19 protein-coding genes are annotated in these 22,799 nt (G+C 67.3%); 7 read left to right on the top strand and 12 right to left on the bottom strand.

The window, feature by feature from the left end:
- The first annotated feature begins 77 nt into the window (after window positions 1-77).
- Window positions 78-1,331 (top strand): adenylate/guanylate cyclase domain-containing protein, encoded by a 1,254-nt coding sequence (locus ABUE31_RS11375; protein WP_367723720.1) that lies wholly within the window; start codon window positions 78-80, stop codon window positions 1,329-1,331.
- Window positions 1,332-1,350: 19 nt separating this feature from the next.
- On the opposite strand, the gene ABUE31_RS11380 is transcribed toward ABUE31_RS11375, so the two are convergent.
- From ABUE31_RS11380 to ABUE31_RS11395, 4 genes are all read right to left on the bottom strand, one after another.
- Window positions 1,351-1,860 (bottom strand): HPP family protein, encoded by a 510-nt coding sequence (locus ABUE31_RS11380; protein WP_367723721.1) that lies wholly within the window; start codon window positions 1,858-1,860, stop codon window positions 1,351-1,353.
- 127 nt (window positions 1,861-1,987) lie between these two features.
- Window positions 1,988-3,022 carry an L-threonine 3-dehydrogenase gene (tdh, locus tag ABUE31_RS11385; protein WP_367723722.1) on the bottom strand — a complete coding sequence of 345 codons (1,035 nt, stop codon included), beginning with the start codon at window positions 3,020-3,022 and terminating at the stop codon, window positions 1,988-1,990.
- Between the two features lie 47 nt (window positions 3,023-3,069).
- Window positions 3,070-4,257, bottom strand: coding sequence for a glycine C-acetyltransferase (locus ABUE31_RS11390; RefSeq protein ID WP_367723723.1), 1,188 nt, complete (start codon window positions 4,255-4,257; stop codon window positions 3,070-3,072).
- A 139-nt stretch (window positions 4,258-4,396) separates the two neighbouring features.
- Window positions 4,397-4,876 carry a cupin domain-containing protein gene (locus ABUE31_RS11395; RefSeq protein WP_367723724.1) on the bottom strand — a complete coding sequence of 160 codons (480 nt, stop codon included), beginning with the start codon at window positions 4,874-4,876 and terminating at the stop codon, window positions 4,397-4,399.
- Between the two features lie 236 nt (window positions 4,877-5,112).
- Here ABUE31_RS11395 and ABUE31_RS11400 point away from each other — a divergent pair, with 236 nt between their 5' ends.
- Window positions 5,113-6,219, top strand: a complete 1,107-nt coding sequence (locus ABUE31_RS11400) for a mandelate racemase/muconate lactonizing enzyme family protein (protein WP_367723725.1) — start codon at window positions 5,113-5,115, stop codon at window positions 6,217-6,219.
- 48 nt (window positions 6,220-6,267) lie between these two features.
- Here ABUE31_RS11400 and ABUE31_RS11405 read toward each other — a convergent pair whose 3' ends face one another.
- Entirely contained in the window at window positions 6,268-7,470 is a 1,203-nt protein-coding gene (locus tag ABUE31_RS11405; RefSeq protein ID WP_367723726.1) for an acyl-CoA dehydrogenase, read from the bottom strand.
- A 214-nt stretch (window positions 7,471-7,684) separates the two neighbouring features.
- Between ABUE31_RS11405 and ABUE31_RS11410 the strand changes: the two genes are divergently transcribed.
- Together ABUE31_RS11410 and ABUE31_RS11415 are read left to right on the top strand one after the other, a co-directional pair.
- On the top strand, window positions 7,685-9,787 hold the full coding sequence (locus ABUE31_RS11410; protein ID WP_367723727.1) for a putative bifunctional diguanylate cyclase/phosphodiesterase: 2,103 nt from the start codon (window positions 7,685-7,687) through the stop codon (window positions 9,785-9,787).
- A gap of 89 nt (window positions 9,788-9,876) precedes the next feature.
- Window positions 9,877-10,359 carry a GNAT family N-acetyltransferase gene (locus tag ABUE31_RS11415; protein ID WP_367723728.1) on the top strand — a complete coding sequence of 161 codons (483 nt, stop codon included), beginning with the start codon at window positions 9,877-9,879 and terminating at the stop codon, window positions 10,357-10,359.
- Here the strand turns inward: ABUE31_RS11415 and ABUE31_RS11420 are convergent.
- The 4 genes from ABUE31_RS11420 to ABUE31_RS11435 all read right to left on the bottom strand — a co-directional run bounded on the left by ABUE31_RS11420 (window position 10,356) and on the right by ABUE31_RS11435 (window position 15,686).
- Window positions 10,356-12,398 carry an oxidoreductase gene (locus tag ABUE31_RS11420; protein ID WP_367723729.1) on the bottom strand — a complete coding sequence of 681 codons (2,043 nt, stop codon included), beginning with the start codon at window positions 12,396-12,398 and terminating at the stop codon, window positions 10,356-10,358. The genes ABUE31_RS11415 and ABUE31_RS11420 overlap by 4 nt on opposite strands.
- Window positions 12,399-12,456: 58 nt before the next feature.
- Window positions 12,457-12,864 (bottom strand): hypothetical protein, encoded by a 408-nt coding sequence (locus ABUE31_RS11425; RefSeq protein WP_367723730.1) that lies wholly within the window; start codon window positions 12,862-12,864, stop codon window positions 12,457-12,459.
- 67 nt (window positions 12,865-12,931) lie between these two features.
- Window positions 12,932-14,116 (bottom strand): mandelate racemase/muconate lactonizing enzyme family protein, encoded by a 1,185-nt coding sequence (locus tag ABUE31_RS11430; RefSeq protein WP_367723731.1) that lies wholly within the window; start codon window positions 14,114-14,116, stop codon window positions 12,932-12,934.
- Between the two features lies 1 nt (window position 14,117).
- The gene (locus tag ABUE31_RS11435; RefSeq protein WP_367723732.1) at window positions 14,118-15,686 is read right to left on the bottom strand and encodes a trimethylamine methyltransferase family protein; all 1,569 of its coding nucleotides are present in this window, start codon (window positions 15,684-15,686) and stop codon (window positions 14,118-14,120) included.
- Between the two features lie 164 nt (window positions 15,687-15,850).
- On the opposite strand from ABUE31_RS11435, the gene ABUE31_RS11440 reads away from it, so the two are divergent.
- The 3 genes from ABUE31_RS11440 to ABUE31_RS11450 all read left to right on the top strand — a co-directional run bounded on the left by ABUE31_RS11440 (window position 15,851) and on the right by ABUE31_RS11450 (window position 19,668).
- Window positions 15,851-17,428, top strand: a complete 1,578-nt coding sequence (locus tag ABUE31_RS11440) for an FAD-dependent oxidoreductase (RefSeq protein ID WP_367723733.1) — start codon at window positions 15,851-15,853, stop codon at window positions 17,426-17,428.
- A gap of 87 nt (window positions 17,429-17,515) precedes the next feature.
- Window positions 17,516-19,354, top strand: coding sequence for a DNA mismatch repair endonuclease MutL (gene mutL / locus ABUE31_RS11445; RefSeq protein WP_367723734.1), 1,839 nt, complete (start codon window positions 17,516-17,518; stop codon window positions 19,352-19,354).
- A gap of 83 nt (window positions 19,355-19,437) precedes the next feature.
- Window positions 19,438-19,668: a DUF2093 domain-containing protein gene (locus ABUE31_RS11450; RefSeq protein WP_367723735.1), complete on the top strand. Its 231-nt coding sequence runs from the start codon at window positions 19,438-19,440 to the stop codon at window positions 19,666-19,668.
- A gap of 13 nt (window positions 19,669-19,681) precedes the next feature.
- On the opposite strand, the gene lpxK is transcribed toward ABUE31_RS11450, so the two are convergent.
- The 3 genes from lpxK to ABUE31_RS11465 are packed head-to-tail and all read right to left on the bottom strand — an operon-like array spanning window position 19,682 to window position 22,799.
- Window positions 19,682-20,707 (bottom strand): tetraacyldisaccharide 4'-kinase, encoded by a 1,026-nt coding sequence (gene lpxK / locus ABUE31_RS11455; protein ID WP_367723736.1) that lies wholly within the window; start codon window positions 20,705-20,707, stop codon window positions 19,682-19,684.
- Window positions 20,707-22,017, bottom strand: coding sequence for a lipid IV(A) 3-deoxy-D-manno-octulosonic acid transferase (waaA, locus tag ABUE31_RS11460; protein ID WP_367723737.1), 1,311 nt, complete (start codon window positions 22,015-22,017; stop codon window positions 20,707-20,709). Before waaA ends, lpxK begins: the two co-directional genes overlap by 1 nt.
- A complete protein-coding gene (locus ABUE31_RS11465) occupies window positions 22,014-22,799 on the bottom strand; it encodes a lysophospholipid acyltransferase family protein (protein ID WP_367723738.1) in 786 nt (261 codons plus the stop codon). Before ABUE31_RS11465 ends, waaA begins: the two co-directional genes overlap by 4 nt.

Here is a 22,799-nt window from a genome sequence, read left to right on the forward strand (position 1 = left end):
GGCGCACTTAAAAAAGCGGCTTGGCGATGCCACATGGTGTATTCGCGGACGGGTAGCGGATTCTCCTAAGGCCATTCATGACAGACGCAACGCTGGTAACAGGCATCAACGAGTGGCTGGTCGATCAGGCGCTGGGCTCACCTGACATCGTCACGATGTTCGAGGGGTTGTGCAACCGCATCCATGCGATCGGCGTCCCGCTCGGCCGCGCCAGGCTGACCTGGCCGACGCTGCATCCCCTGTTCCAGGCGGAGACGATCCTGTGGACCCGCGGCAAGGAGACCGAGTTCGAGCAGTTCGTGCACCAGGAGACCGCGTCCGAGGCCTGGCTGCGCAGTCCCATGAAATACATGATGGACGCCAACATCGACCTGTTGCGCCGCAACCTCGACGGGCCGTCGCGGCTGCTCGACTTTCCGGTCCTCGAGGAGGTCGCCGCCAACGGCATGACCGACTATCTGGTCATCCGCACCGGCCTGTCGGTCAAGAACGACACGGCCACGACCGGCCAGATCGGCATCATCGGCACCTGGTCGGCCGACCGCAAGGGCGGCTTCACCAACTCCGAACTTGAGGCGCTGCAGAAGATCCAGCGCCGTTTCGCAGTCGCCTGCAAGACCGTCATCCAGGCGCGCATCGCCCGCAACATCTCGGAAACCTATCTCGGCCGAGAAGCCGGCAGCCGTGTGCTCGCGGGGTCGATCCGGCGCGGCGACGGCGCCGAGACCCGCGCGGTCGTCTGGTACAACGACATGCGCAATTCGACCGCGCTCGCCGACACCATGGCGGGCCAGGACTTCATCGAGCTCCTCAACGAATATTTCGACTGCACGGCGACGCCGATCATCGAGGCCGGCGGCGAGGTGCTCGACTTCATCGGCGATGGCGTGCTGGCGATTTTCCCCTACAACGACGCCGACGAGCAGAAGGCGGCGGTCGGCGCCGCGACGACGGCGCTGCGCAACGTGCTTGCCGCGCGCGACCGGCTGAACGAGGCGCGGCGCGAAAAGGGCCTGTTCCCGGTCAGGTTCGGCATCGGGCTGAACACCGGCACCGTGATGTTCGGCAACATCGGCATATCGCAGCGGCTGGCGTTCTCCGTCATCGGCCCGACCGTCAACGAGGTCTCGCGCATTGAAGGACTCACCAAGGCGACCGGCGTCGACGCGCTGGTGACGCGCGACATCGTCGCGCTGCAGCCGGACCAGTGGGTCAGCATCGGCCGCCAGCGGCTGCCCGGCGTCTCCGAGGAAATGGAGCTCTTCACCTACGCCAAGCAGCCGATCAGCCTTGCGAGCGACCGTCAGCGCATCGAACTGACGACAAACTGACTGGAAAACGACGCCGGGATCAATCCAGCGGGATCTGACGCGGGTACTGCGCACGCGGCGGCAACCGGTGATGCACGACCGCCAGGCCGACGAGACTGACGCAGGCGATCAGGATCGTCGGGAAGAGCGTCGTTGCCTCCAGAGGCGACGCCAGCGCGACGAGCGGCACTGCGCCGGCCGGCGGATGGGTGATGCGCAGCATCAGCATGCCCGCGATCGCCAGTCCGACGGCAATCGCCGCGACCCACCACAGCCCCGGAAACAGGACCGCCGCCGCCACGCCGACCACGGTCGCCAGGAGGTAGCCGCCGAAGATGTTGGCCGGCTGGGCCAGCGGACTCGCGGGCTGTCCGAAGAGCAGCACCACGGTTGCCCCGAGCGGCGCCAGGAGCAGCGGCAGGCCGGTCGCCACCGACAACCCGCCGACGGCGCCGATGCCGAGCACGGCGCCCGCGCCCGACTTGAGATTCGAGAGCACCTGCCCGCTTGGCTCGTGCCGCGCGGTGTAGGTGCGGATATGTCGGCGCATGCAAAGCCCCAGGACCAGAGGACGGCTGAATAGCAGGAGACTCGGCGTTGCGGCAGGGTACCAGTTTGCGAAGTTCGCCCTGAAAGCGAAAAATCCGGTCACGGCCGCCGGCGACCGGCGGCAGGCCTCACCAGTCCATCACGACCTTGCCGGAATTCCCCGATTTCATCGCCTCGAAACCGGCAATGTAGTCATCGACGCCGATCCGGTGCGTGATCAGCCCCGAGACGTCGAGTGGCCCCTGCACCAGGGCGATCATCTTGTACCAGGTCTCGAACATCTCGCGGCCGTAGATGCCCTTCAGGTGCAGCATCTTGAAGATCACCTTGTTCCAGTCGATCTCGAAGCCGGTCGGGGCGATGCCGAGGATGGCGATCTTGCCGCCGTTGTTCATCGTGTCGATCATGTCGCGGAAGGCGTTGGCGGAACCGGACATCTCCAGGCCGACGTCGAAACCCTCGCGCATGCCTTCCTCGCGCATCACGTCGGCCAGCCGTTCCCTGGAGGCGTCGACCACGTGGTGGACGCCGAGCTTCCTGGCCAGCGCCAGGCGGGTCGGGTTGATGTCGGTGATCACGACCTTGCGCGCGCCGACGGCCTGTGCGACCAGCGCGCCCATGATGCCGATCGGGCCGGCGCCGGTGACCAGCACGTCCTCGCCGACCAAGTCGAAGGAGAGCGCCGTGTGCACCGCGTTGCCGAGCGGGTCGAAGATCGCAGCGATCTCGTCGGGAACGTCGTCGGGAATCGGCACCACATTGTGCTGCGGGATGGCGAGGTATTCGCCGAACGCGCCAGGCCGGTTGACGCCGACGCCCAGCGTGTTGCGGCACAGGTGACCCCTTCCCGCCCGGCAGTTCCGGCAATGGCCGCAGACGATATGTCCCTCGCCGGAGACGCGCTGGCCGATCTTGTATTCCGTTACCGCCGCGCCGAAGTCGGCGACCGTGCCGACGAACTCGTGGCCGGTCACCATCGGCACCGGCACAGTCTTCTGCGCCCACTGGTCCCAGTTGTAGATATGGACGTCGGTGCCGCAGATGGCGGTCTTCTTCACCTTGATCAGCACGTCGTTCGGCCCGATCTCGGGGACGGGCACCTGTTCCATCCAGATGCCGGGCTCGGGCCTCGCCTTCACCAGCGCACGCATCATGTTGGACATTCAAACATCTCCCGAATGCCTTGTTTGTGAATCCCTTTTGCCGGCGTTCAGGAAATGACGCCGAGTTCCCTGCCGACCGCCGCGAACGCCTTGATCGCCCGGTCGACGTCTTCGGGCGAGTGCGCCGCCGACATCTGCGTCCGGATCCGAGCCTGCCCCTTCGGCACGACGGGGAACGAGAAGCCGATGACGTAGATGCCGCGGGCGAGCATTCTTTCGGCCATCTGCTGCGCCAGTGTCGCTTCGCCCAGCATCACCGGGATGATGGGATGGTCCGCGCCGGCGAGCGTGAAGCCGAGCCTGGTCATGCCGGCGCGGAAGCGCTCGGCATTCGCGTAGAGGCGACGGCGCAGCCCATCGCCCCCGTCGAGCATGTCGAACACCTTGAGCGAGGCTCCCGCGATCGCCGGCATCAGCGTGTTGGAGAAGAGATAGGGGCGCGAACGCTGGCGCAGCCAGTCGACAACCTCGCGCCGGCCGGAGGTGTAGCCGCCGGACGCGCCGCCGAGTGCCTTGCCGAGCGTACCGGTGATGATGTCCACCCTGCCCTCGACCCCGCAATGCTCGGCAGAGCCGCGCCCATGGCGACCCACGAAGCCGACCGCGTGGCTGTCGTCCACCATCACCATGGCATCGTATTTTTCCGCGAGGTCGCAGACGCCCGCGAGGTTCGCGATGATGCCGTCCATGGAGAACACGCCGTCGGTGGCGATCATCCTGAAGCGGCTGCCCTCGGCCTTCTTCAGTTCCTCCTCCAGCGCCGCCATGTCGTTGTTGGCGTAGCGGAAGCGTCTTGCCTTGGAGAGGCGCACGCCGTCGATGATCGAGGCGTGGTTGAGCGAGTCGGAGATGATCGCGTCTTCCTCAGACAGGAGCGTCTCGAACAGCCCGCCATTGGCGTCGAAGCAGGAGCCGTAGAGGATCGTGTCCTCCATGCCGAGGAAGCCGGAGATCTTCGCTTCGAGCTGCTTGTGGACCTCTTGGGTGCCGCAGATGAAACGGACCGACGCCATGCCGTATCCGTAGCGGTCGAGAGCGGCCTTGGCCGCTTCGCGCAGTTCCTCGCTGTCGGCGAGGCCCAGATAGTTGTTGGCGCAGAAATTGAGCAGCCTTTGACCGCCGACCTCGATCTGCGCCGACTGCGGCGAGGCGATGACGCGCTCGGACTTGTAGAGCCCTGCCGCCTTGAGCCCCGCGAGTTCGTTCGAAAGATGGTTCAGGAACGTACCGGTCATCACGCGCTCCGCCGTGCATGGAGTCCGGGCGGACTGTTGCGCGATGCGCGGCAAAAATCCACGAAAATCCCGTCAGACGGCAGAATGGGCGAGACGTTGGGACGCCGTCTCGCCCATCCGCGCCCCTTCCCCGCCCTGGCTAGGTAAGGGGACCTCCGATGATATCGATCCCGTTGCGGGCGCAGGCGTCCCTGAGCGCCGCGATCATCGCCGGCGTCGGCTCCACCTGCGGCGGCAGTTCGGCGTTCAGCGCCGGCTCGCCCATCTCGCGGATCATCTTCTCGAGGTCGCCGCCCGACGTGATCGTCAGGCAGCGGGCGCCCTCGCGGGACTCGACGCGGAAGGAATGCGGCACGCCCTTGGGTGCAAGCACGGTCTCCCCGGCGCGGGCCACTGTCTCGACGCCGTCGATATGAATGAGGATCTCACCCTCGAGGACATGGAACACCTGGTCCTCGTTGCGGTGGATATGCAGCGGAGGCGACTTCCCGTAGGGCATCAGATGCTCGACCACGCTCACGCGGTCCTCGCCCGCATGCCAGGAGAGCCGAACGTTCACAAGCGTGCCCCTGAACCAGAACAACTCACTCGAATCACCGATCGTCGTATGGACGGTCATTTGCCTTTTCCTTCCCGTTCCGAACCGGAACCCCGCCTTCATAAGGGGTAGACCCCGGCTGTAACCGTTCGAACGTGACTGGAATCGGAGTTCGTATCCGTGTCCGATACAGTCTGGCAGGACCAGTTGGACGGCCGGGGCATGTTGGAAATGCGACGCCCAGGACCGCCGTTTCCTTCGCACCGCCGCACCGGGTTCGCGGCTAGCCTGACTCAGTCCACGGGGAGTTTCGCGCGATGACCATCTCCAGCATCACGCTGTTCAGGCAGTGGCAGCCGTTTCGCGACGGCACCTACCGATGTTCGGGCGGGCGCAGCGCCGAAGGCTTCGATTCGACCATCGTCGAGATCGTCTCGCGCGACGGCGCGACCGGATATGGCGAGATGGCCCCGCTCGGCAGCTTCTACGACCCGGCCTTCGCGGAAGGCGCGCGCGCTGCGATGCGCGAACTCGCGCCCAGCCTCGTCGGCGAACCGGCGGATGGGATCGACGCCCTCAATCGCCGCATGGACCTGCTGCTCAAGGGCCATCCATACGCCAAGTCGGCGATCGACATGGCGCTCTGGGATCTCGCCGGCCGCCGCTCCGGCCGGTCGCTCGCCAGCATGACCGGCGGCGCCGAAGGCGTGAGCCTGCCGCTCTACCGCTCGCTGGCGCAGGAGACGCCGGACGCGATGGCCGCGCGCGCAAGAAAATACGTGACGGAAGGCTATCGACGCCTGCAGGTGAAGGTCGGGCTCGACGTTCGCGAGGACATCGAGCGGCTGGAAGCGGTGCGCGCCGCCGTTCCCTCCGACACGGTGCTGATCTGCGACGCAAACGCAGCCTGGGGCACGGCCGAGACCAGGCAATTCCTGTCGGCCACCCGCGCCACCGACTATGCGCTGGAGCAACCCTGCGCGTCCTATGAGGAAAATCTCGCGATCCGCGCCGCCTGCGACCGGCCGCTCATCCTGGATGAGAGCATCGACGGCGTCGAAGCGCTGCTGCGCGCGCTCGCCGACGCGCTGGTCGACGGCATCACGATAAAGCTTGCCCGCGTCGGCGGCCTGACCAGGGCGCGGCTCATCCGCGACGTCGCCATCGCGCGAAACCTGAAGGTGACGATCGAGGACACCGGCGGGGCGCAGATCGACACCGCCGCCTATGCGGGGCTCATGCTGTCCACGCCCGAGGGCCTCAGGCAGCACACGGTCGACTTCCACAACTGGGTGACGGTAGCCAACGCGAAGGCCGATTTCCGGATCGCTGGCGGCAGCATGGCACTGCCTGGTGGTCCGGGCCTGGGGATAGAGGTCGACCGGAACGCCCTAGGCGACCCGGTGTTCAGTGCCTCAGCTTAGAAACGCCTCCGGCCGGGCTGTTGCCGGCCGGACCATTCCAGGAACGGCTTAGAAAAACGCCTGCAGTCCCGTCTGGGCGCGGCCGAGGATCAGCGCATGCACGTCGTGCGTGCCCTCGTAGGTGTTGACCGTCTCGAGGTTCTGCGCGTGGCGCATCACGTGGAACTCGATCTGGATGCCGTTGCCGCCGTGCATGTCGCGCGCCTGGCGGGCGATATCCAGCGCCTTGCCGCAGTTGTTGCGCTTGACGAGGCTGATCATCTCGGGCGCGAATTTGTGCTCATCCATCAGCCGGCCGACGCGCAGGCTTCCCTGCAGGCCGAGCGCGATCTCGGTCTGCATGTCGGCGAGCTTCTTCTGGAAGAGCTGGGTTCCGGCCAGCGGCTTGCCGAACTGCTTGCGGTCGAGGCCGTACTGCCGGGCGCGGTGCCAGCAGTCCTCGGCGGCGCCCATGACGCCCCAGGAGATGCCGTAGCGCGCGCGGTTGAGGCAGCCGAACGGCCCCTTCAGGCCGGAGACGTTGGGCAGCAGCGCCTCTTCGCCGACCTCGACGCCGTCCATCACGATTTCGCCGGTGATCGAGGCGCGCAGCGAGAGCTTGCCGCCGATCTTCGGCGCGCTCAGGCCCTTCATGCCCTTGTCCAGGACGAAGCCGCGAATCTGGTTGTCGTGCGCGGCCGACTTCGCCCAGACCACGAACACATCGGCGATCGGGGCGTTGGAGATCCACATCTTGGAGCCGGTCAGCCGGTAGCCGTTCGCCGTCTTCTCGGCGCGCGTCTTCATGCCGCCGGGATCGGAACCGGCGTCGGGCTCGGTCAGCCCGAAGCAGCCGATCCACTCGCCGGATGCGAGCTTGGGCAGGTACTTGCGGCGCTGTTCCTCCGAGCCGTAGGCGTAGATCGGATACATCACCAGCGACGACTGCACCGACATCATCGAGCGGTAGCCGGAATCGACGCGCTCGACCTCGCGCGCCACCAGGCCGTAGGTCACGTAGCCGGCGCCCAGCCCGCCATACTCCTCGGGCACCGTGATGCCGAGCAGCCCGGCGTCGCCCATCTCGCGGAAGATGGCGGGGTCCGTCTTCTCTTCCATGTAGGCGTCCTGGACGCGCGGGGCGAGCTTGTCGGCGGCAAACGCGGCGGCGGCGTCGCGCACCATGCGCTCGTCTTCGTTGAGCTGGTCTTCGATCAGGAACGGGTCGTTCCAGACGTAGTTCGAGGCGGCGATCTTGGATTCAGCGTTCATGTCGGTCCCGGAAGTTCTGTCCGTGAAGGCTTTAAACCCAAACGCGCCCGGCGTGAACTGCCTTGCGCGGTCGGTTGATTGGCGCAGATCGCACAAAAGCAGGCGAAAAGCAAAACAGTCCGATAACCATTGCCGCGAATTGCCCGGCGCGGGGCCGGGCCGGCAGGCAGGTCATGGAAACCCCGTTAACCGTTCGCCTGCCATGGATCGGCGCATGGATGCTGCTGTTCGCCCCAGACAACCGTTCGTCACGCATCAGCCCGTGAACGCCAGTTCACGCCGGCTGATCGTCCTGATCAAGGGTGCGTACTGGTTCGCGTTGCTGATCATCGCGGCGATGTCCATGGCGTCCTTCATCCTGCTGCAGCAGATGATGGCGGCGCAGGAACATGACGACGCCCTGATCACGCTCGCGAGCGCGCAAAAGACGCTTTCCCAGCGCGTGGTCTTCCTCGCCGGCGCGGTGCAGGACGCGCCCGAACGGGAAAAGCTCGGGCTGCTCTCGTCGTTGCGGACCGCCAACGCCGAGTTCGAGGCCAACTACGACCTCCTGCTGAAGCGGACCGGCGCCGATCCCGCGTCGCCGGCGCGCTTCGATCCCGCCTCCATCGAAAGCGTCCTCTACGGCAAGCCCTACCATCTCGACGCCCTGTCGATGAGCCTCGCCGACAATGGCTGGCGGTTCATCTCCGCGCTGGAGACGGAACTCGGCGTCGGATACGGCACTTACCTGGCCGGCAAGGAACGCGCCGTGCTCGACGAAACCGTGGCGAAGGCCACGCTGGAGGGCTTCACCGCGCTCAGCCAGCGCATCAGCGCCCAGGCCGACGCGCGCCTCGACAGCACGGCAAGCCTGCACAGGACACTCTTCTACGCCACCATCGGCGTCATCGTCCTCGTCGCGCTGTTCATTTTCCGGCCGATGTCGGACGTCATCCTGCGCAAGACCGACGAACTGATGGACGCCCGCAACTCGATGGCGTTCCTGGCCGTGCATGACGGCCTGACCGGCCTGCACAACCGCACCTTCCTGACCGACCATTTCGACACCCTCATCAAGGGTGCCCAGCGCCGCAGCGAACGCATGGCCGTGGTGCAGATCGACCTCGACCGCTTCAAGCAGATCAACGACACGCTGGGCCATGCGGCCGGCGACTACGTGCTGGTCGTCACCGCGCAGCGGATGCGCGAATCCTGCCGCGCCTCCGACATCTGCGTGAGGCTCGGCGGCGACGAGTTCGTCATGATCCTCCAGGGCGCGGGCAGCACCGAAGACATCAACATGGTGGCGCAGCGCATCATGCGGCGCATCAACGAGCCGATCAGCTTCCAGGGTACCACCATCCTGCCCGGCGCCAGCGCGGGCATCGCGGTCTATCCGGTCGACGCCGACAACGCCAACGACCTTGTCGTTCACGCCGACCTCGCCCTCTATTCGGCAAAGAAGCAGGGCGGCGGGGCGTTCTCCTTCTTCTCCGAGGAGCTTCGCCGCGAACTGGAGCATCGCAAGCTGCTCGAACACGACATGCGTATCGCCATCGCCGAAAAGTCCTTCCAGGTCTATTTCCAGCCGCAGGTGTCGCTCACGACCGGAGCCATCGCCGGCATCGAGGCGCTGGTACGCTGGAAGCACGAGACGCGCGGCATGATCCCGCCCGGCGAGTTCATTCCCGTCGCCGAGAAGTCGGGCCTGATGGCCGACATCGGCCGCGTCGTGATCGCCAAGGCCATCCGCGCCGCCGGCGAATGGCATCGCGCCGGGCTGCAGTTCGGCCGCCTCGCCGTCAACGTCTCGGGCACCGAGTTGCGCGAGGTCGATTTCGACGCCTTCCTGTTCGATACGCTGGAGGCGGAAGGCCTGCCGCCTCAGAAGCTGTCGCTGGAAATCGTCGAATCCGTCATCCTCGACGACGAGAAGACCGGCATCGCCGCCAAGCTGCGCCACATCCGTTCGGCCGGCGTGCACCTCGAGCTCGACGATTTCGGCACCGGCTATGCGTCGCTCAGCCACGTCAACCCGAACGAGATCGACCGGCTGAAGATCGATCGCCGCTTCGTCCAGAACATCAACTCGAACGGCGACAACACGAAGATCGTGCGGGCGATCACCGAGCTGGCTCGCGGCCTCGGCATTTCGATCATCGCAGAGGGCGCGGAGACCGAGGCGGAGCTCACCTCGCTGAAATCGATCGGCTGCGACCAGGTGCAAGGTTATTCCATCGCCTTCCCGATGCCGACCGAGCAGGCCCAGGAATGGCTGGCGTTGCGCAGCCCGAAGAAGCCGCAGCTGACGGTGGTGACGGGAAACCGCGCGTAGCGCGCCTGCTGGCACACATTAGTTCGCCCACGCTGGCGAAATCCGTGCGACAAGCGGGCCTTTCGCGTCCCAAGGCAGTCCGCACATCGATGATTGAATCCGTCACGCCGGAAATCGAACCCGACATCCTCGCGCTCAACAACGCGCATGCCGAGGAGTTGTCCTGGCTGGAGCCGGAAGACCTGTCCCGACTGCTGTCGGAGGCCTTCCATGCCAGGCGGATCGGCCGCGCCGAGGCATTTCTCATCGCCTTCGACCAGGACGGCGACTACGACAGCCCCAACTTCCTCTGGTTCAAGGCGCGCTATCCGCGCTTCGCCTATGTCGACCGCGTCGCCGTGGCGGCCGCGGCGCGCGGGCGCGGCCATGCGCGGCGGCTCTACGAGGACCTGTTTGCCGCCGCCGCCCGCGCCGGCCATTCGGTCGTCGTCTGCGAGGTCAATTCCGATCCGCCCAATCCCGGCTCCGATGCCTTCCATGCCGCGCTCGGCTTCTCCGAGGTCGGCCAGGCCTCGATCCATGGCGGCAAGAAGTCGGTGCGCTACTTTGCGCGGCCGCTGGCGCAAGCCTAGTAGCGGATGCCGAACCTGACGGCGTCGTAGATCGCCGCGTGGATGTTGCGCGCCGCGACCGCGTCGCCGATGCGGTAGAGGACAAACCCGCCGTCGCTGTTTGTCTCCGGGAAGATGTCGCCGCCTTCGACCAGCCGTTCGTAGTCCACCGCGCCGCCATTCTTCGACAGCGGTTTCAGCGCCAGGTAGAGATCGTCGAGCGGCAGCGTACCGTGCTCGACCACCACTTGGTCGACCCGCCTTTCGCCCTGCCAGCCCTGCGCGAAATCCGACGAAAGGGTCGCGACAAGCTGGTTGCCCTCTCGCCGCACCGCGCGCAGCCGCGTGTTGATGGTGATCGCCACGCCCTTCTCGTGGAAGGCGCGCATGTAGGGCGCATGGTTCATGCCCCCCATCTCGGGCGCGAAGAAGCGTTCCGGCGAGAGCAGTTCCAGCTTCGACCCGGCCTCGGCGGCCAGTTCGGCCGCCGTCATGCCCTGGTGACCGCCATTGTCGTCATAGAGCAGCACGTTTTCGGCAGGCTTCACCGCGCCGGCAATGATGTCCCAGCTCGATGTCACGAGGTCGCCGCCGGCTTCCAGCGGCGGGTTCTGCGGAAGGCCGCCCGTCGCGACCACGACCACGTCCGGCGACAGCGCAAGCACGTCGTCCTTTTCCGCCCAGGTGTCGAAGCGGATCTCGACCCCCAGCCTTTCCAGTTCCGCCAGCCGCCAGTCGACGATGCCGATCAGCTCGCGTCGGCGCTGGTTCTGCGCGGCGAGCCGGACCTGGCCGCCCGCCTGCCCCGAAGCTTCCAGCACCGTCACCGCATGGCCGCGCTCGGCCGCCACGCGCGCCGCCTCGAGCCCGCCGGGGCCCGCGCCGACGACGACGACCGACTTCGCCGGCCTGGACGACCGCTCGATCGACTGCGGGATCGTCGCCTCGCGCCCGGTCGCGGCGTTGTGGATGCAGAGCGCCTCGCCGCCCTCGTAGATGCGGTCGAGGCAGTAGGTTGCGCCGACGCAGGGCCTGATCTGGTGTTCGCGGCCTTCGATCACCTTCCGGACGATATGAGGGTCTGCAATATGGGCGCGCGTCATGCCGACCATGTCGAGCTTGCCCGACGCGATGGCGTGGCGCGCCGTCGCGACATCCGAGATACGCGCGGCGTGGAAAACGGGGAATTTCGTCGCCGCCTTCACCTCGCCGGCAAAATCCAGATGCGGCGCGGAACGCATGCCGGCAATCGGGATGACCTTCGTCAGCGCCGCGTCTGTTTCGATCGAGCCGCGGATGATGTTGAGGAAGTCGAACTTTCCCGAGCCCGCGAGCCGGCGTGCGATCTCGACGCCCTCGTCCCGCGAAAGGCCGGCGGCGAAATCCTCGTCGGCGACCATCCGGATGCCGACGATGAAGTCGTCCCCGACAGCCTTGCGCACCGCGTCGATGACCTGCCAGGTGAAGCGCAGCCGGTTGTCGAGCGAACCGCCATAGTCGTCGTCGCGATGGTTCGTCGCCGGCGACCAGAAGCCGTCCATCAGGTGGCCGTAGGCCTCGAACTCGATGCCGTCGAGCCCGGCCTCCTGCATGCGCTGGGCGGCGCTCGCATAGTCGGCGACGATGCGCTCGATGTCCCAGTCCTCGGCGATCTTCGGAAACGACCGGTGCGCCGGCTCGCGCACCGGCGAGGCGCTCAGCACAGGCAGCCAGTCGGCCTTGTTCCAGCCGGTGCGGCGGCCGAGGTGGGTAAGCTGGATCATCACCTTGCAGTCGTGCTCGTGGCAGGACGCCGCAATCGCCCGCATCCACGGCACGATCTCGTCGCGGTAGGCCTGCAGGTTGCCGAACGCGGCCGGGCTGTCGCGCGACACGATCGCCGAGCCGGCCGTCATGGTCAGCGCCATGCCGCCCTTCGCCTTTTCGGCGTGGTAGAGGCGGTAGCGCTCCTTGGGCATGCCGTCCTCGGAATAGGCCGGCTCGTGGCTGCTCGACATGACGCGGTTCTTCAGCGTCAGGTGCTTGAGCCGGAAGGGCTGGAGGAGCGGATCGCTGGTCATCGGGTTCGCTCCTGCTCGGCGGCCGTCCCGAGACCTTGATTGCAATGGGCTCGCAGACCTATTCGCACTGGAAACGGCTCAGCGCCCAGTCCTTGGACATCGAGATCATGTCGGAGATGCGCCAGGTCTCGCCGATCTGCCTCAGACGCCACTGGACTGCCTGCTCCTCGCCTTCGGCCATGAACTTCGCGACGACCGTCGCTTCCGTTCCGCTGACGAGTTCCTCGAGCTTCAGGCTGCCGGCGACTTCGGCCGGGTCGAAATTGGTGTCGTTGAACGGAAGCGACGGGTCGAGGCAGCCCTCCTCCCCGCCCTGCCTGATCGCGTCGTTCTGGATGAGTACCTTGCGCGCCGGATCGATGAAGTAGGAGCGGCTCGACTGTTCGAGTTCCAGCCCCGGCTGCAGGTAGAACCGCTTCACGACATCGCTCGGCGCTTCGGCGGCGGCCGCCGACGCGGTCGACATGACTATTCCGATCCCGATTCCGATCCCACCCCGCATGGCGCCCTCCTCCAGGAAGCATCCGCTGAGACTAGTTCAGGGGCAGGCGGCGGTAGCGGCCTGCCCTTCCCGGATCGTGAAAATGCCCCATCGGTCCATGTTCGGTAAAGTGGGTCGCCCACTTCTTCATCGCGGCCGGATCGAGTTCGACGCCGAGCCCCGGCCCTTCCGGCACCCGCACGGTGTTGTTGACCTGCCGGAACGGCCCGTCCCTGATGACGTCGCCCACCTGCCAGCGGAACAGCGACTGCGACGCCTCGGTGATCCACTGCGTCGCCGCCGTCACGTGCAGATAGGCGGCGGTCATGATGCCGAGATCGTTCGAGTAGCACCAGAAGCCCTTGCCCATGGCCTCGCAGGCGGCGATGAACTTCAGCGTCTTGGACAGGCCGCCGAGCGCCGCGAAATTGCACACGAACGTATCGGGCGCGCCGAGCGCGACAGCCCGCCTGAGGTCGGGCACATGCGTCGAGAACGGGATGCGCGAATGCTGCCTTAGCGCCGCCATCTCCTCGAAGGTGGCGACCGGATCCTCGTAGTTGCGGATGTTGTAGGGCTCGATCTCCCGCAGGATCCAGCGCGCCGCGGTCAGCGACCACTGCATGTTGGAATCGAGCTTGATCTGCGGCCCCTCGCCCAGCGCCTCGCGCAGCATCCTGACGGTCCTGATCTCCAGCGCCGGATCGCCCATGATCAGCTTGCCCTCGAAAATCGTCGAGCCGTGCTCTTCGCGCATCCTCAGGCAGTAGTCGACGATCGCTTCCGGCGTCATCTCGCCGCCGGCGCCGCCTTGCTCCGGGCGGAAGGCGAAATATTCCGAGAACGGGATGTCCTTGCGCACCGCGCCGCCCAGCATCTTGTAGAGCGGCTCGCCCTGCACCTTGCCGCGGATATCCCACAGCGCCAGTTCCACCGACCCGAAGGCGACCGAGGACGCGTTTTCGCCTGTGTTCGCCGTGATCTGCCACGGCGGCACGCAGCGGCTTTCGCAGTCGGCGATGTCGAGCGGATCGGCGCCGATCAACGCCGGTGCGATCTCCGCCTTGATGACCTCGCCGAAATGCCACCACGGCGCCTCGCCGAGACCGACCACGCCGGCGTCCGTCTCCACCTCGACGATCGATTTCGACGCGCCGCCATAGAGGCCGGCGGTCCACCAGAACGGCGCATCGAGCGGCACGTTGACATGGGTGACCTTGACGCCGGTGATCTTCATCTCAGTACCACGCGTCCGCCATCGACGCCTTCTTGCGCGCGATGAAGTCCTTCAGGGCATCGTCGATCGCCGCGTCGAGCGGCGGCGGCTGGTACTCCGCCAATGCCTGCTTCCAGCGCCTGTTGGCGCGGGTCGCCGCATCCTCCGAGCCCGCCGCCTCCCACTTCTCGAACGGCTCGTTGTCGGCGATCTCCGAGCCCCAGAAGGCGGTTTCGTAGTTCTGGATGGTGTGGGAGCAGCCGAAGAAATGGTTGCCGGGCCCGACCTCCAGGAAGGCGTCGAGCGCAAGCTGGTTGTCGTCCACCTTCACGCCGTCGAGATAGGTGTGCAGGGCGCCGCAGAAATCCGCGTCCATGACGAACTTCTCGTAGGACATCGACAAAAGGCCATCGAGGAAGCCGGCCGAATGCAGGATGAAATTCGCCCCGCAATGCACCGCCGCCAGCATCGACATCGTGCCTTCGTTCATGGCGTGGGCGTCGGGCAGCTTCGACGTCGTGAAGTTGCCCGAGCAGCGCAGCGGCAGGTTCAGGCGCCGCGCCAGCTGCCCGACGACCATCGAGCCGATCGCCGGTTCCGGCGTCCCGAAGGTCGGCGACCCCGATTTCAGGGACATCGACGACAGGAAGTTGCCGAAGACCACCGGCGCGCCGGGTCGCTCCAGTTGCGTCAGGGCGCAGCCGGCCATGGTTTCGGCGAGCGACTGCGCGATCGCGCCGGCGTTGGTCACCGGGCCCATCGCGCCGCCGAGGATGAAGGGCACGATCACCGCCGCCTGGTTGGCGCGGGCATAGGCGCGCAGCGCCGTGGTCATCGTCGCGTCCCAGACCAGCGGCGAATTGACGTTGACGTTGCCGAGGATCACGCAGTTCTCGTCGACGAAGCTCTCGCCGAAGACGATGCGCGCCATGTCGACCGAGTCCTCGGCGCGGCTTTCGGCCGTCACCGAGCCCATGAAGCCGCGGTCGGAATAGCGGATATGCGCGTAGACCATGTCGAGATGGCGCTTGTTGACCGGAACGTCGACCGGTTCGCAGATCGTGCCGCCGGAATGGTGCAGCCAGGGCGACGACTGCGCCAGCTTCACGAAATTGCGGAAGTCCTCCATCGTCCCGTAGCGTCGCCCCCGGTCGAGGTCCATCACGAAGGGCGACCCGTAGGCCGGCGAAAAGACGACGCTTTTGCCGCCGATCAGCACGGAATTTTCGGGGTTGCGCGCATGCTGCGTGAACGCGGTCGGCGCGCTTCGCAGGATCTCGCGCAGCATGCCCGGCTCGAACTTCACCAGCGCGCCATCGATGCTGGCGCCGGCCCGCCGCCAGTGGTCCAGCGTGGCCGGATCGTCGCGGAACTCGATGCCGATTTCGGCCAGGATGCGGTCGGCCGCCTGTTCGATACGGACCAGGTTTTCCTCGGAGAGGATATCGTAGGTCGGAATGTTGCGGACGATATAGGGGCGGCCAAGCCCTTCCGCTCCGTGCGAGCGCAGTTCGCGACGGGCGACGCGCCCTCCGGCGCGCTCGCGCCGCTTGCCCGCATCAACGCCTTGTCCGGCCGCAACCACTTCCATTCGACGTCTCCCTGGCTGGGAACGCTCGCACGGTAGCCCGCCCTGCGGCTTCGGGATTTCCGTTTCGCGCCCAACTCTGCCTGTTAAGCGACGCCGGCGGCGTGCTGCGGGGCTGGCCGTGCTATCCTGCGACAGGCGCGTTCCGTCTTGACGGGGGGAGTTGCATGGACACCGACGTCCTGATTGTCGGGGCCGGACCGACCGGCCTCATGCTGGCCAACCAGTTGGCGCGGCGCGGCGTGCGGGTCGAGATCGTCGACCGCCACGACGGACCCGCCCGCCAGACCCGGGCGCTCGGCGTGCAGGCCCGCACGCTGGAAATCTACGCGCATCTCGGCATCGTCGACCGCGCGCTCGAACTCGGCAAGCGCGGCACGGGAGCGACGCTCTGGGCGCAGGGACGGCGCATGGCGCATGTGCCGCTCGGCGACGCCGGCCGCATGACCACGCCCTATCCCTTCGTGCTGGTGCTCGGCCAGGACGACAACGAGATGATCATGGGCGAACGGTTGGCCGAACTCGGTGTTTCCGTTCGGTGGAACACGGAACTGATCGACTTCACGCAGGATGCGGACGGCGTGACGGCCGTGCTGACGACGCCCGGCGGCCGCATGCGCAGCCTCACCGCCGCCTACGTCGCCGGCTGCGACGGCGCGCACAGCGCCGTGCGCAAGATCGCGGGCATCAGCTTTCCCGGAGCGCCCTACGAGCATGTCTTCTTCGTCGCCGACGTCGAGATGACCGGCACGATGGTTCCGGACGAGGTCAACGTGTACCTGTGGCGGACAGGCTTTCACCTGCTCTTCCCGATGCGCGGACGAGACCACTGGCGCATCGTCGGCATCGTCCCGCCCGAACAGCGGGGCGCCGGCGAAATCGACCTCGACGCGGTCATGCCCTCGCTCCGCGACGAGGCCGGGGCCGAACTCTCGATCACGCGCTGCAGCTGGTTCTCGTCCTACCGCATCCACCACCGGGCGGCCGAGCGTTTCCGCGACCGCCGGGCATTCCTGCTCGGCGACGCCGCGCACATCCACAGCCCGGCCGGCGCACAGGGCATGAACACCGGCCTGCAGGACGCCTACAACCTGGCCTGGAAGCTGGCGCTGGTCTGCGGCGGCGAAGCCGATCCGGCCTTGCTCGACAGCTATGGCGGCGAGCGCCTGCCGGTCGCAAGGCGTCTACTCGCCACCACGGATCGCGCCTTCAAGCTTGCCGTGGCCGACGGGTGGTTGGCCGGCCTCATGCGAACCCGCGTCCTCGCCCGCATCGCCGCCTTCGCCATGTCCGTCCCACGCATACAGGACCTCGCCTTCAGGACGGTTTCGCAGACGGCCATCCGCTACCGCGCAAGCCCGCTCTCCGCGAACGTCGAGGCGTTGCCGGCCGCCGCACCGCAATCCGGCGACCGCTTTCCCTGGCTTCGCCTGCGGTTGCGCGACGGCGGGCCGGTGGAAGACCTTTTCCAGGCCCTTGACGACACCTGTTTCAATCTTGTCGCATTTGGACAGGGCGCACCCACCGCCGACGCGATCGGCTTCGGCGACCGCGTCCGGACGTGGACGGTGCCCCACGATCCGCACAACGACGCCGAACTGGCGCGCCTGGCGATCCCGCGCCCCTCGTTCTACCTGATCCGGCCGGACGGCCATGTCGGCCTCTGCGGCCGGACGGCCGATGCTGCGGCGGCAAGGCGCTACCTTGCCGGAACCGTGGGCCTGCGCGCCAGGCCGGCGGGATGACGCAAGGAAATGCGGGCCGCCGCATGATCATGTGATCATCGGCTTGCGGTCGCTACGCGGCCATCCGAATCCCTGTATAATCGGCGAATGCCGATCCGACAGCTTTCAGAAACGATGATCAACCAGATCGCCGCCGGCGAGGTCATCGAGCGACCGGCAAGCGTCGCCAAGGAACTGGTCGAGAATGCGCTCGACGCCGGGGCCTCCCGCGTCGAGGTCGCCACCGGCGGCGGCGGCCTTTCGCTGGTGCGCGTGGTGGACGATGGCGCGGGCATCCCTGCCGGAGAGCTGGCGCTCGCCGTTTCGCGCCACTGCACCTCCAAGCTGTCGACCGACATCCACGACATCCGCTCGCTCGGATTTCGCGGCGAGGCCCTGCCGTCGATCGGCTCCGTCTCCCGGCTGGCCATCCGCTCGCGAACCGCCGATGCCGACGCGGCCGCCGAAATCTCCGTCGAAGGCGGCGACGTTTCTGCAATCCGGCCCGCCGCCGCCAATCGCGGGACCTCGGTCGAGGTGCGCGACCTCTTCTTCGCGACTCCGGCCCGCCTGAAGTTCATGAAGGGCGAGCGCGCGGAAAGTTCGGCGATCACCGACGTCGTCAAGCGCATCGCCATCGCGTTTCCGGCGGTTCGCTTCACGCTCTCCGGGACCGACCGTTCGACGCTCGACCTGCCGGCGAACGAAGCTTCCCCCCACGGGCAGCTGGCCCGGATCGCCCAGGTCATGGGGTCCGATTTTCCCGACAACGCCATTGCGGTCGACGCCGGTCGGGACGGCGTCGGCCTGACCGGCTACATCTCTATCCCCTCCTACAACCGCGCCAACGCCCTGCAGCAATATGCCTATGTGAACGGCCGGCCGGTGCGCGACAAGCTGATCGCCGGGGCGATCAGGGGCGCCTACGCCGACGTGCTGCCGCGCGACCGCCACGCCGTCACCGTTCTCTTCCTGGCGCTCGATCCGGCGCTGGTCGACGTCAACGTCCACCCGGCCAAGTCCGATGTGCGCTTCCGCGACCCCGGCCTTGTGCGCGGGCTGATCGTCGGCGCGCTCAGGCAGGCGCTGGCCGCTGCCGGCATCCGTTCGGCCACCACCGGCGCGGCCGGCCTGGCCGACGCATTCCGTCCGAGCACGGCCGCCAGCGGCCAGGGCGCGGCCGCCGGCTGGGAGGGCGGCAGCAGCCGGCATTTCGACGGCGCCGCCGGCTTCAATGCCGCGAGGTCCCCCTACCGGCCGCTCGACCTCGGCTTCGGCGAAGCCCCCCAGGCGGCTTTCGGCGGCGCGCCGATGCCCAGCGCGGACGCCCGCGCCGGCGTCGGAACCGCCGACGATGCGTTGCTCGGCGCGGAACTCGGAGCCGCCCGGGCGCAGGTGCACGAAAACTACATCGTCGCGCAGACCCGGGATTCGCTGGTCATCGTCGACCAGCACGCGGCGCATGAACGCCTCGTCTACGAGGCGCTCAAGCAGGCGCTCCATTCGCGGCCGATCCCCGCGCAGATGCTGCTGATGCCTGAGATCGTGGACCTCCCCGAGGAAGACGCCGACCGGCTGGCCACGCATGCCGAAACGCTGGCCCGCTTCGGCCTCGGCATCGAGCGTTTCGGCCCGGGCGCGGTCGCGGTGCGCGAAACGCCCTCGATGCTCGGAGAGACCAATGTCGGCGATCTCGTGCGCGACCTCGCCGACGAGATTGCCGACAACGACACCGTCGACACGCTGAAGGACCGGCTCGACCGCATCGCCGCCACGATGGCCTGCCACGGATCGGTGCGCTCGGGCCGGCTGATGAAGGCCGAGGAGATGAACGCGCTGCTGCGCCAGATGGAGGCGACGCCCGGCTCGGGCACCTGCAACCACGGCCGCCCGACCTATATCGAGCTCAAGCTCGCCGATATCGAGCGGCTGTTCGGCCGGCGGTAGCCTGCGCAGACGCCCGATGTAGCGGCGGCGGGCCAGTGCTTCGCCCGCTTGACCTGCAAGGGGTTTTGTGGCGGAAGAAGGCGATGATGAACCGTTTCGAGGGCCCTGGCGCCAGGGAAGCCCGCATCCGCTATCTCGACGGAGACTTCCAGGTGACGAGCCCGGGGTCGTTCGTGCGCTGCGCCGTCACCGGCGAGTCCATCCCGATCGACGAGCTGAAATACTGGAGCGTGGCCCGCCAGGAGGCCTACGTGAACGCAGCCGCATCGCTGAAGCGCGAGATGGAGGCGAACCCGGAGCTGCGCCGCGGGTGACCGCCGGACGTAGCTAGGTGTCGAGCCGGCGCTCGCGCCAGGCGTCCTGCGCTTCCTCGATGATGCGCCTCGTCGCGTTGGCGTTCTCGAACACCGCGTCGATCTCCAGGACATTCAGCTTGCCGAGCAGTCCGGCCGGCGTGATGCTGTTGCGCAGCCTGGCCACGTCCTTGGCCGTTGTGACAAGTTCCAGGTCGGCCGCGGCGGCCGTCTGGACGAGTTCCCTCAGCTCGTCGTTCGAATAGAAATGATGGTCCGCGAAGGGGCGCGCCATCACCACTTCGCCGCCGGCCTGCGCCACCGTGTCGAAGAACTTGTCCGGGTGGCCGATGCCGGCGAAGGCAAGAAACCGCCGTCCGGCGATCTTTTCCACGCCGACCGGGCGCTGCCACGCCTCGAAGATCGGCCGGCCCGCCCGCGCCGCCTGCCTGACGACCGCCTCGCCCGCCTTGTCCTCGCCCATCCGCACGATGCCGGTCGCATAGCGCACCTGGTCGATCAGCGGCGCACGCAGCGGTCCGGCCGGCAGAACATGGCCGTTGCCGACGCCATAGCGTCCGTCGACCACCACCAGCGCATAGTCCATGTGGATCTGCGCGCTCTGGAAGCCGTCGTCCATGATCAGCAGGTCGCAGCCCATCTGCATCAGCAGCCTGGCGCCGGCCACCCGGTTCGGCGTCGTCGCCGTCAGCGCGTGGTCCGACAGCAGCAGCGGCTCGTCGCCGACCTGCCGGGCGCTGTCGCGCTTGCCGTCGACCACATGCGGCTCGTGAATGCTGCCGCCATAGCCGCGCGACAGGAACCCCGGCGTCAGGTGCATCTTCTTCGCCTGCCTGGCGAGCGCGATGGCGACCGGCGTCTTGCCGGTGCCGCCGACCGTGAAGTTGCCGACGCAGATCACCGGAACGTCGAGCTTCTCGCGCCGCGCATCGATCAAGCGTCGCCTGGCGACGAACCCGTACACCGCCGAGAGCGGGTAGAGCCCGTAGGCGCGCCAGTCGGGCTTTTCCCACCAGAACGGAGGCGCCTCGCTCGCCATCAGCGCACGCCCTTCAGCCGTGCCTTCACGACCAGCGGATGGATGAACGGCTCCAGCGCCTTCAGCGTCTTTCCCAGCGCGCCGCGCATGTCCTCGACCGTCGCCGCGCCGGCCGCCATCATCTTGCGGCGCGTGGCGTCGTTGAGGAGCAGGAAGTTCACGGCGCCGGCCAGCATGTCGCGGTTGGCGACCAGCTTTGCCGCGCCGCCGTCGATCAGCCGCTGGTAGGCCTCGCGAAAATTCTGGACGTTGCGGCCGGCGAGGACCGCCGTCTCCAGCATCGCCGGCTCCAGCGGGTTCTGCCCGCCCTCGGCGGTCAGCGAGCGGCCGACGAAGGCGATCTCGGTCAGCCTGAGGTAGAGCCCCATTTCGCCGATCGTGTCGCCGAGCAGGATGTCGGTGTCCGAGCGGATGCGGTCTCCTGAGCTGCGCGTCACGGAGCGCAGCCCCATCGCCGCGAACTCATCGGCGAGCGCCGCGGCCCGTTCGGGGTGGCGCGGCACGATGATGGTGAGCAGGCCCGGATGGCGCGAGCGCAACATCAGGTGGATTTCCGCCGCCATGCGTTCCTCGCCCTCATGCGTCGAGACCGCGGCCCAGGTGGGACGCAGGCTGAGCTGGCGCGAAATCGCGTGCAGCGCGCGCCCGTCCACGGGCGGCGGGTTGGTGTCGACCTTGAGATTGCCCGACACCGTCACCGGCCGCGCGCCGAGCGCCTCGAACCGCTCGGCGTCGACCTCGGATTGCGCCACGACATGCGACAGGTTCTCGAACAGCGCCTCGGCGATGTTTGCCCGCTTCTTCCAGGACTGGAAGGACCGCTCGGACAGGCGGCCATTCACCAGGACCTGCGGAATCCTGCGGTACCCGAGTTCCATGATCGTCATCGGCCAGATCTCGGATTCGGCGATGATGGCGAGATCGGGCTGCCAGTGGTTGAGAAAGCGGCCGATCGCCGGCTTGAGGTCGAGCGGCACGAACTGGTGGATGATGCTGTCGCCGAGGCGTTCCTCGGCGACCTGCGCCGAGGTCACCGTCCCCGTCGTCAGCACGACGTTGACGCCGTAGCCGAGGATGCTCTCGATCAGCGGCACGATGGCGATGGTCTCGCCCACGCTGGCCGCATGCGCCCAGATCAGCGGGCCTTCCGGACGTGGCTTGCCGGCATAGCCGGATCGCTCATAGCGCCGGGTGGGGTCTTCCTTCCCCTTGGTGGCGCGCCATGCCACGTAGGGGCCGACCAGCGGGAAGGCCGCAGCACCCGCGAACCGATACGCCGCCAGCACGGTTCGCGCCCAACGCTCGCTCATCGCACACCGTCGGCGAGCGCGTAGGCCTTCTCGGTGGCGGCATTGAGGGTGTCGGTTAGATGTTGGCGGATGCGCTCCATTTCCGCCTCATCGGCGTTCTTGGGCACATGGACCAGGTCGCCGACCGCCACTGCGCTGCGCCCGAAGGGCAGGCTGATGGTCGTCTTGTCCCAGCTCTGCTCGAGCACCTTGCGGCGGCTCGTCGCGATCGCCGCGGGGATGATCGGACGACCCGAAAGACGAGCCAGAAGAATGATCCCCATGCCGGCGTCGCGCGGCTTGCCGTGCGGTATGTCCGCTATCATGGCGACGTTCTTGCCCGCATCGAGCGACTTTTTCAGGGCAATCAGGGCCTTGGCGCCGCCCTTGTCGAGATGGCGGCTGTCGTGGCGTCCGCCGGAGCCGCGCACCGCCTCGATGCCGAACTTCTCGACGACCATGGCATTCAGTTCGGCGTCCGCGCTCCGCGACACCATGGCGACCAGCCGGCGCTTGCTCGGATAGAACACCGGCGCGAGCAGGTGCTGGCCGTGCCAGAGCGCGATGATGCCGGGCTCGTCGGCCTCATAGGCTCCGGCGAGCCTCGCCGACCCGGCGACCACCGGGTTGGTCAGCCTGATGAAGCGAAGCGCCTGTGCAAACAGCGAGGTCACGACCGCCTTGGCGACGCGCGACTGCGCAAGCGGTTCGCGGATGCGCACCCAGAGGGCCTTTGGCCGTGACACGTTCTTATCCTTGGCCGCACGCCGGACGGCCGGCTGCGTTGCGGTCTGCTCGTCCAT

The organism is Mesorhizobium marinum (assembly GCF_040813675.1).
Taxonomy (GTDB): domain Bacteria; phylum Pseudomonadota; class Alphaproteobacteria; order Rhizobiales; family Rhizobiaceae; genus Mesorhizobium_K; species Mesorhizobium_K marinum.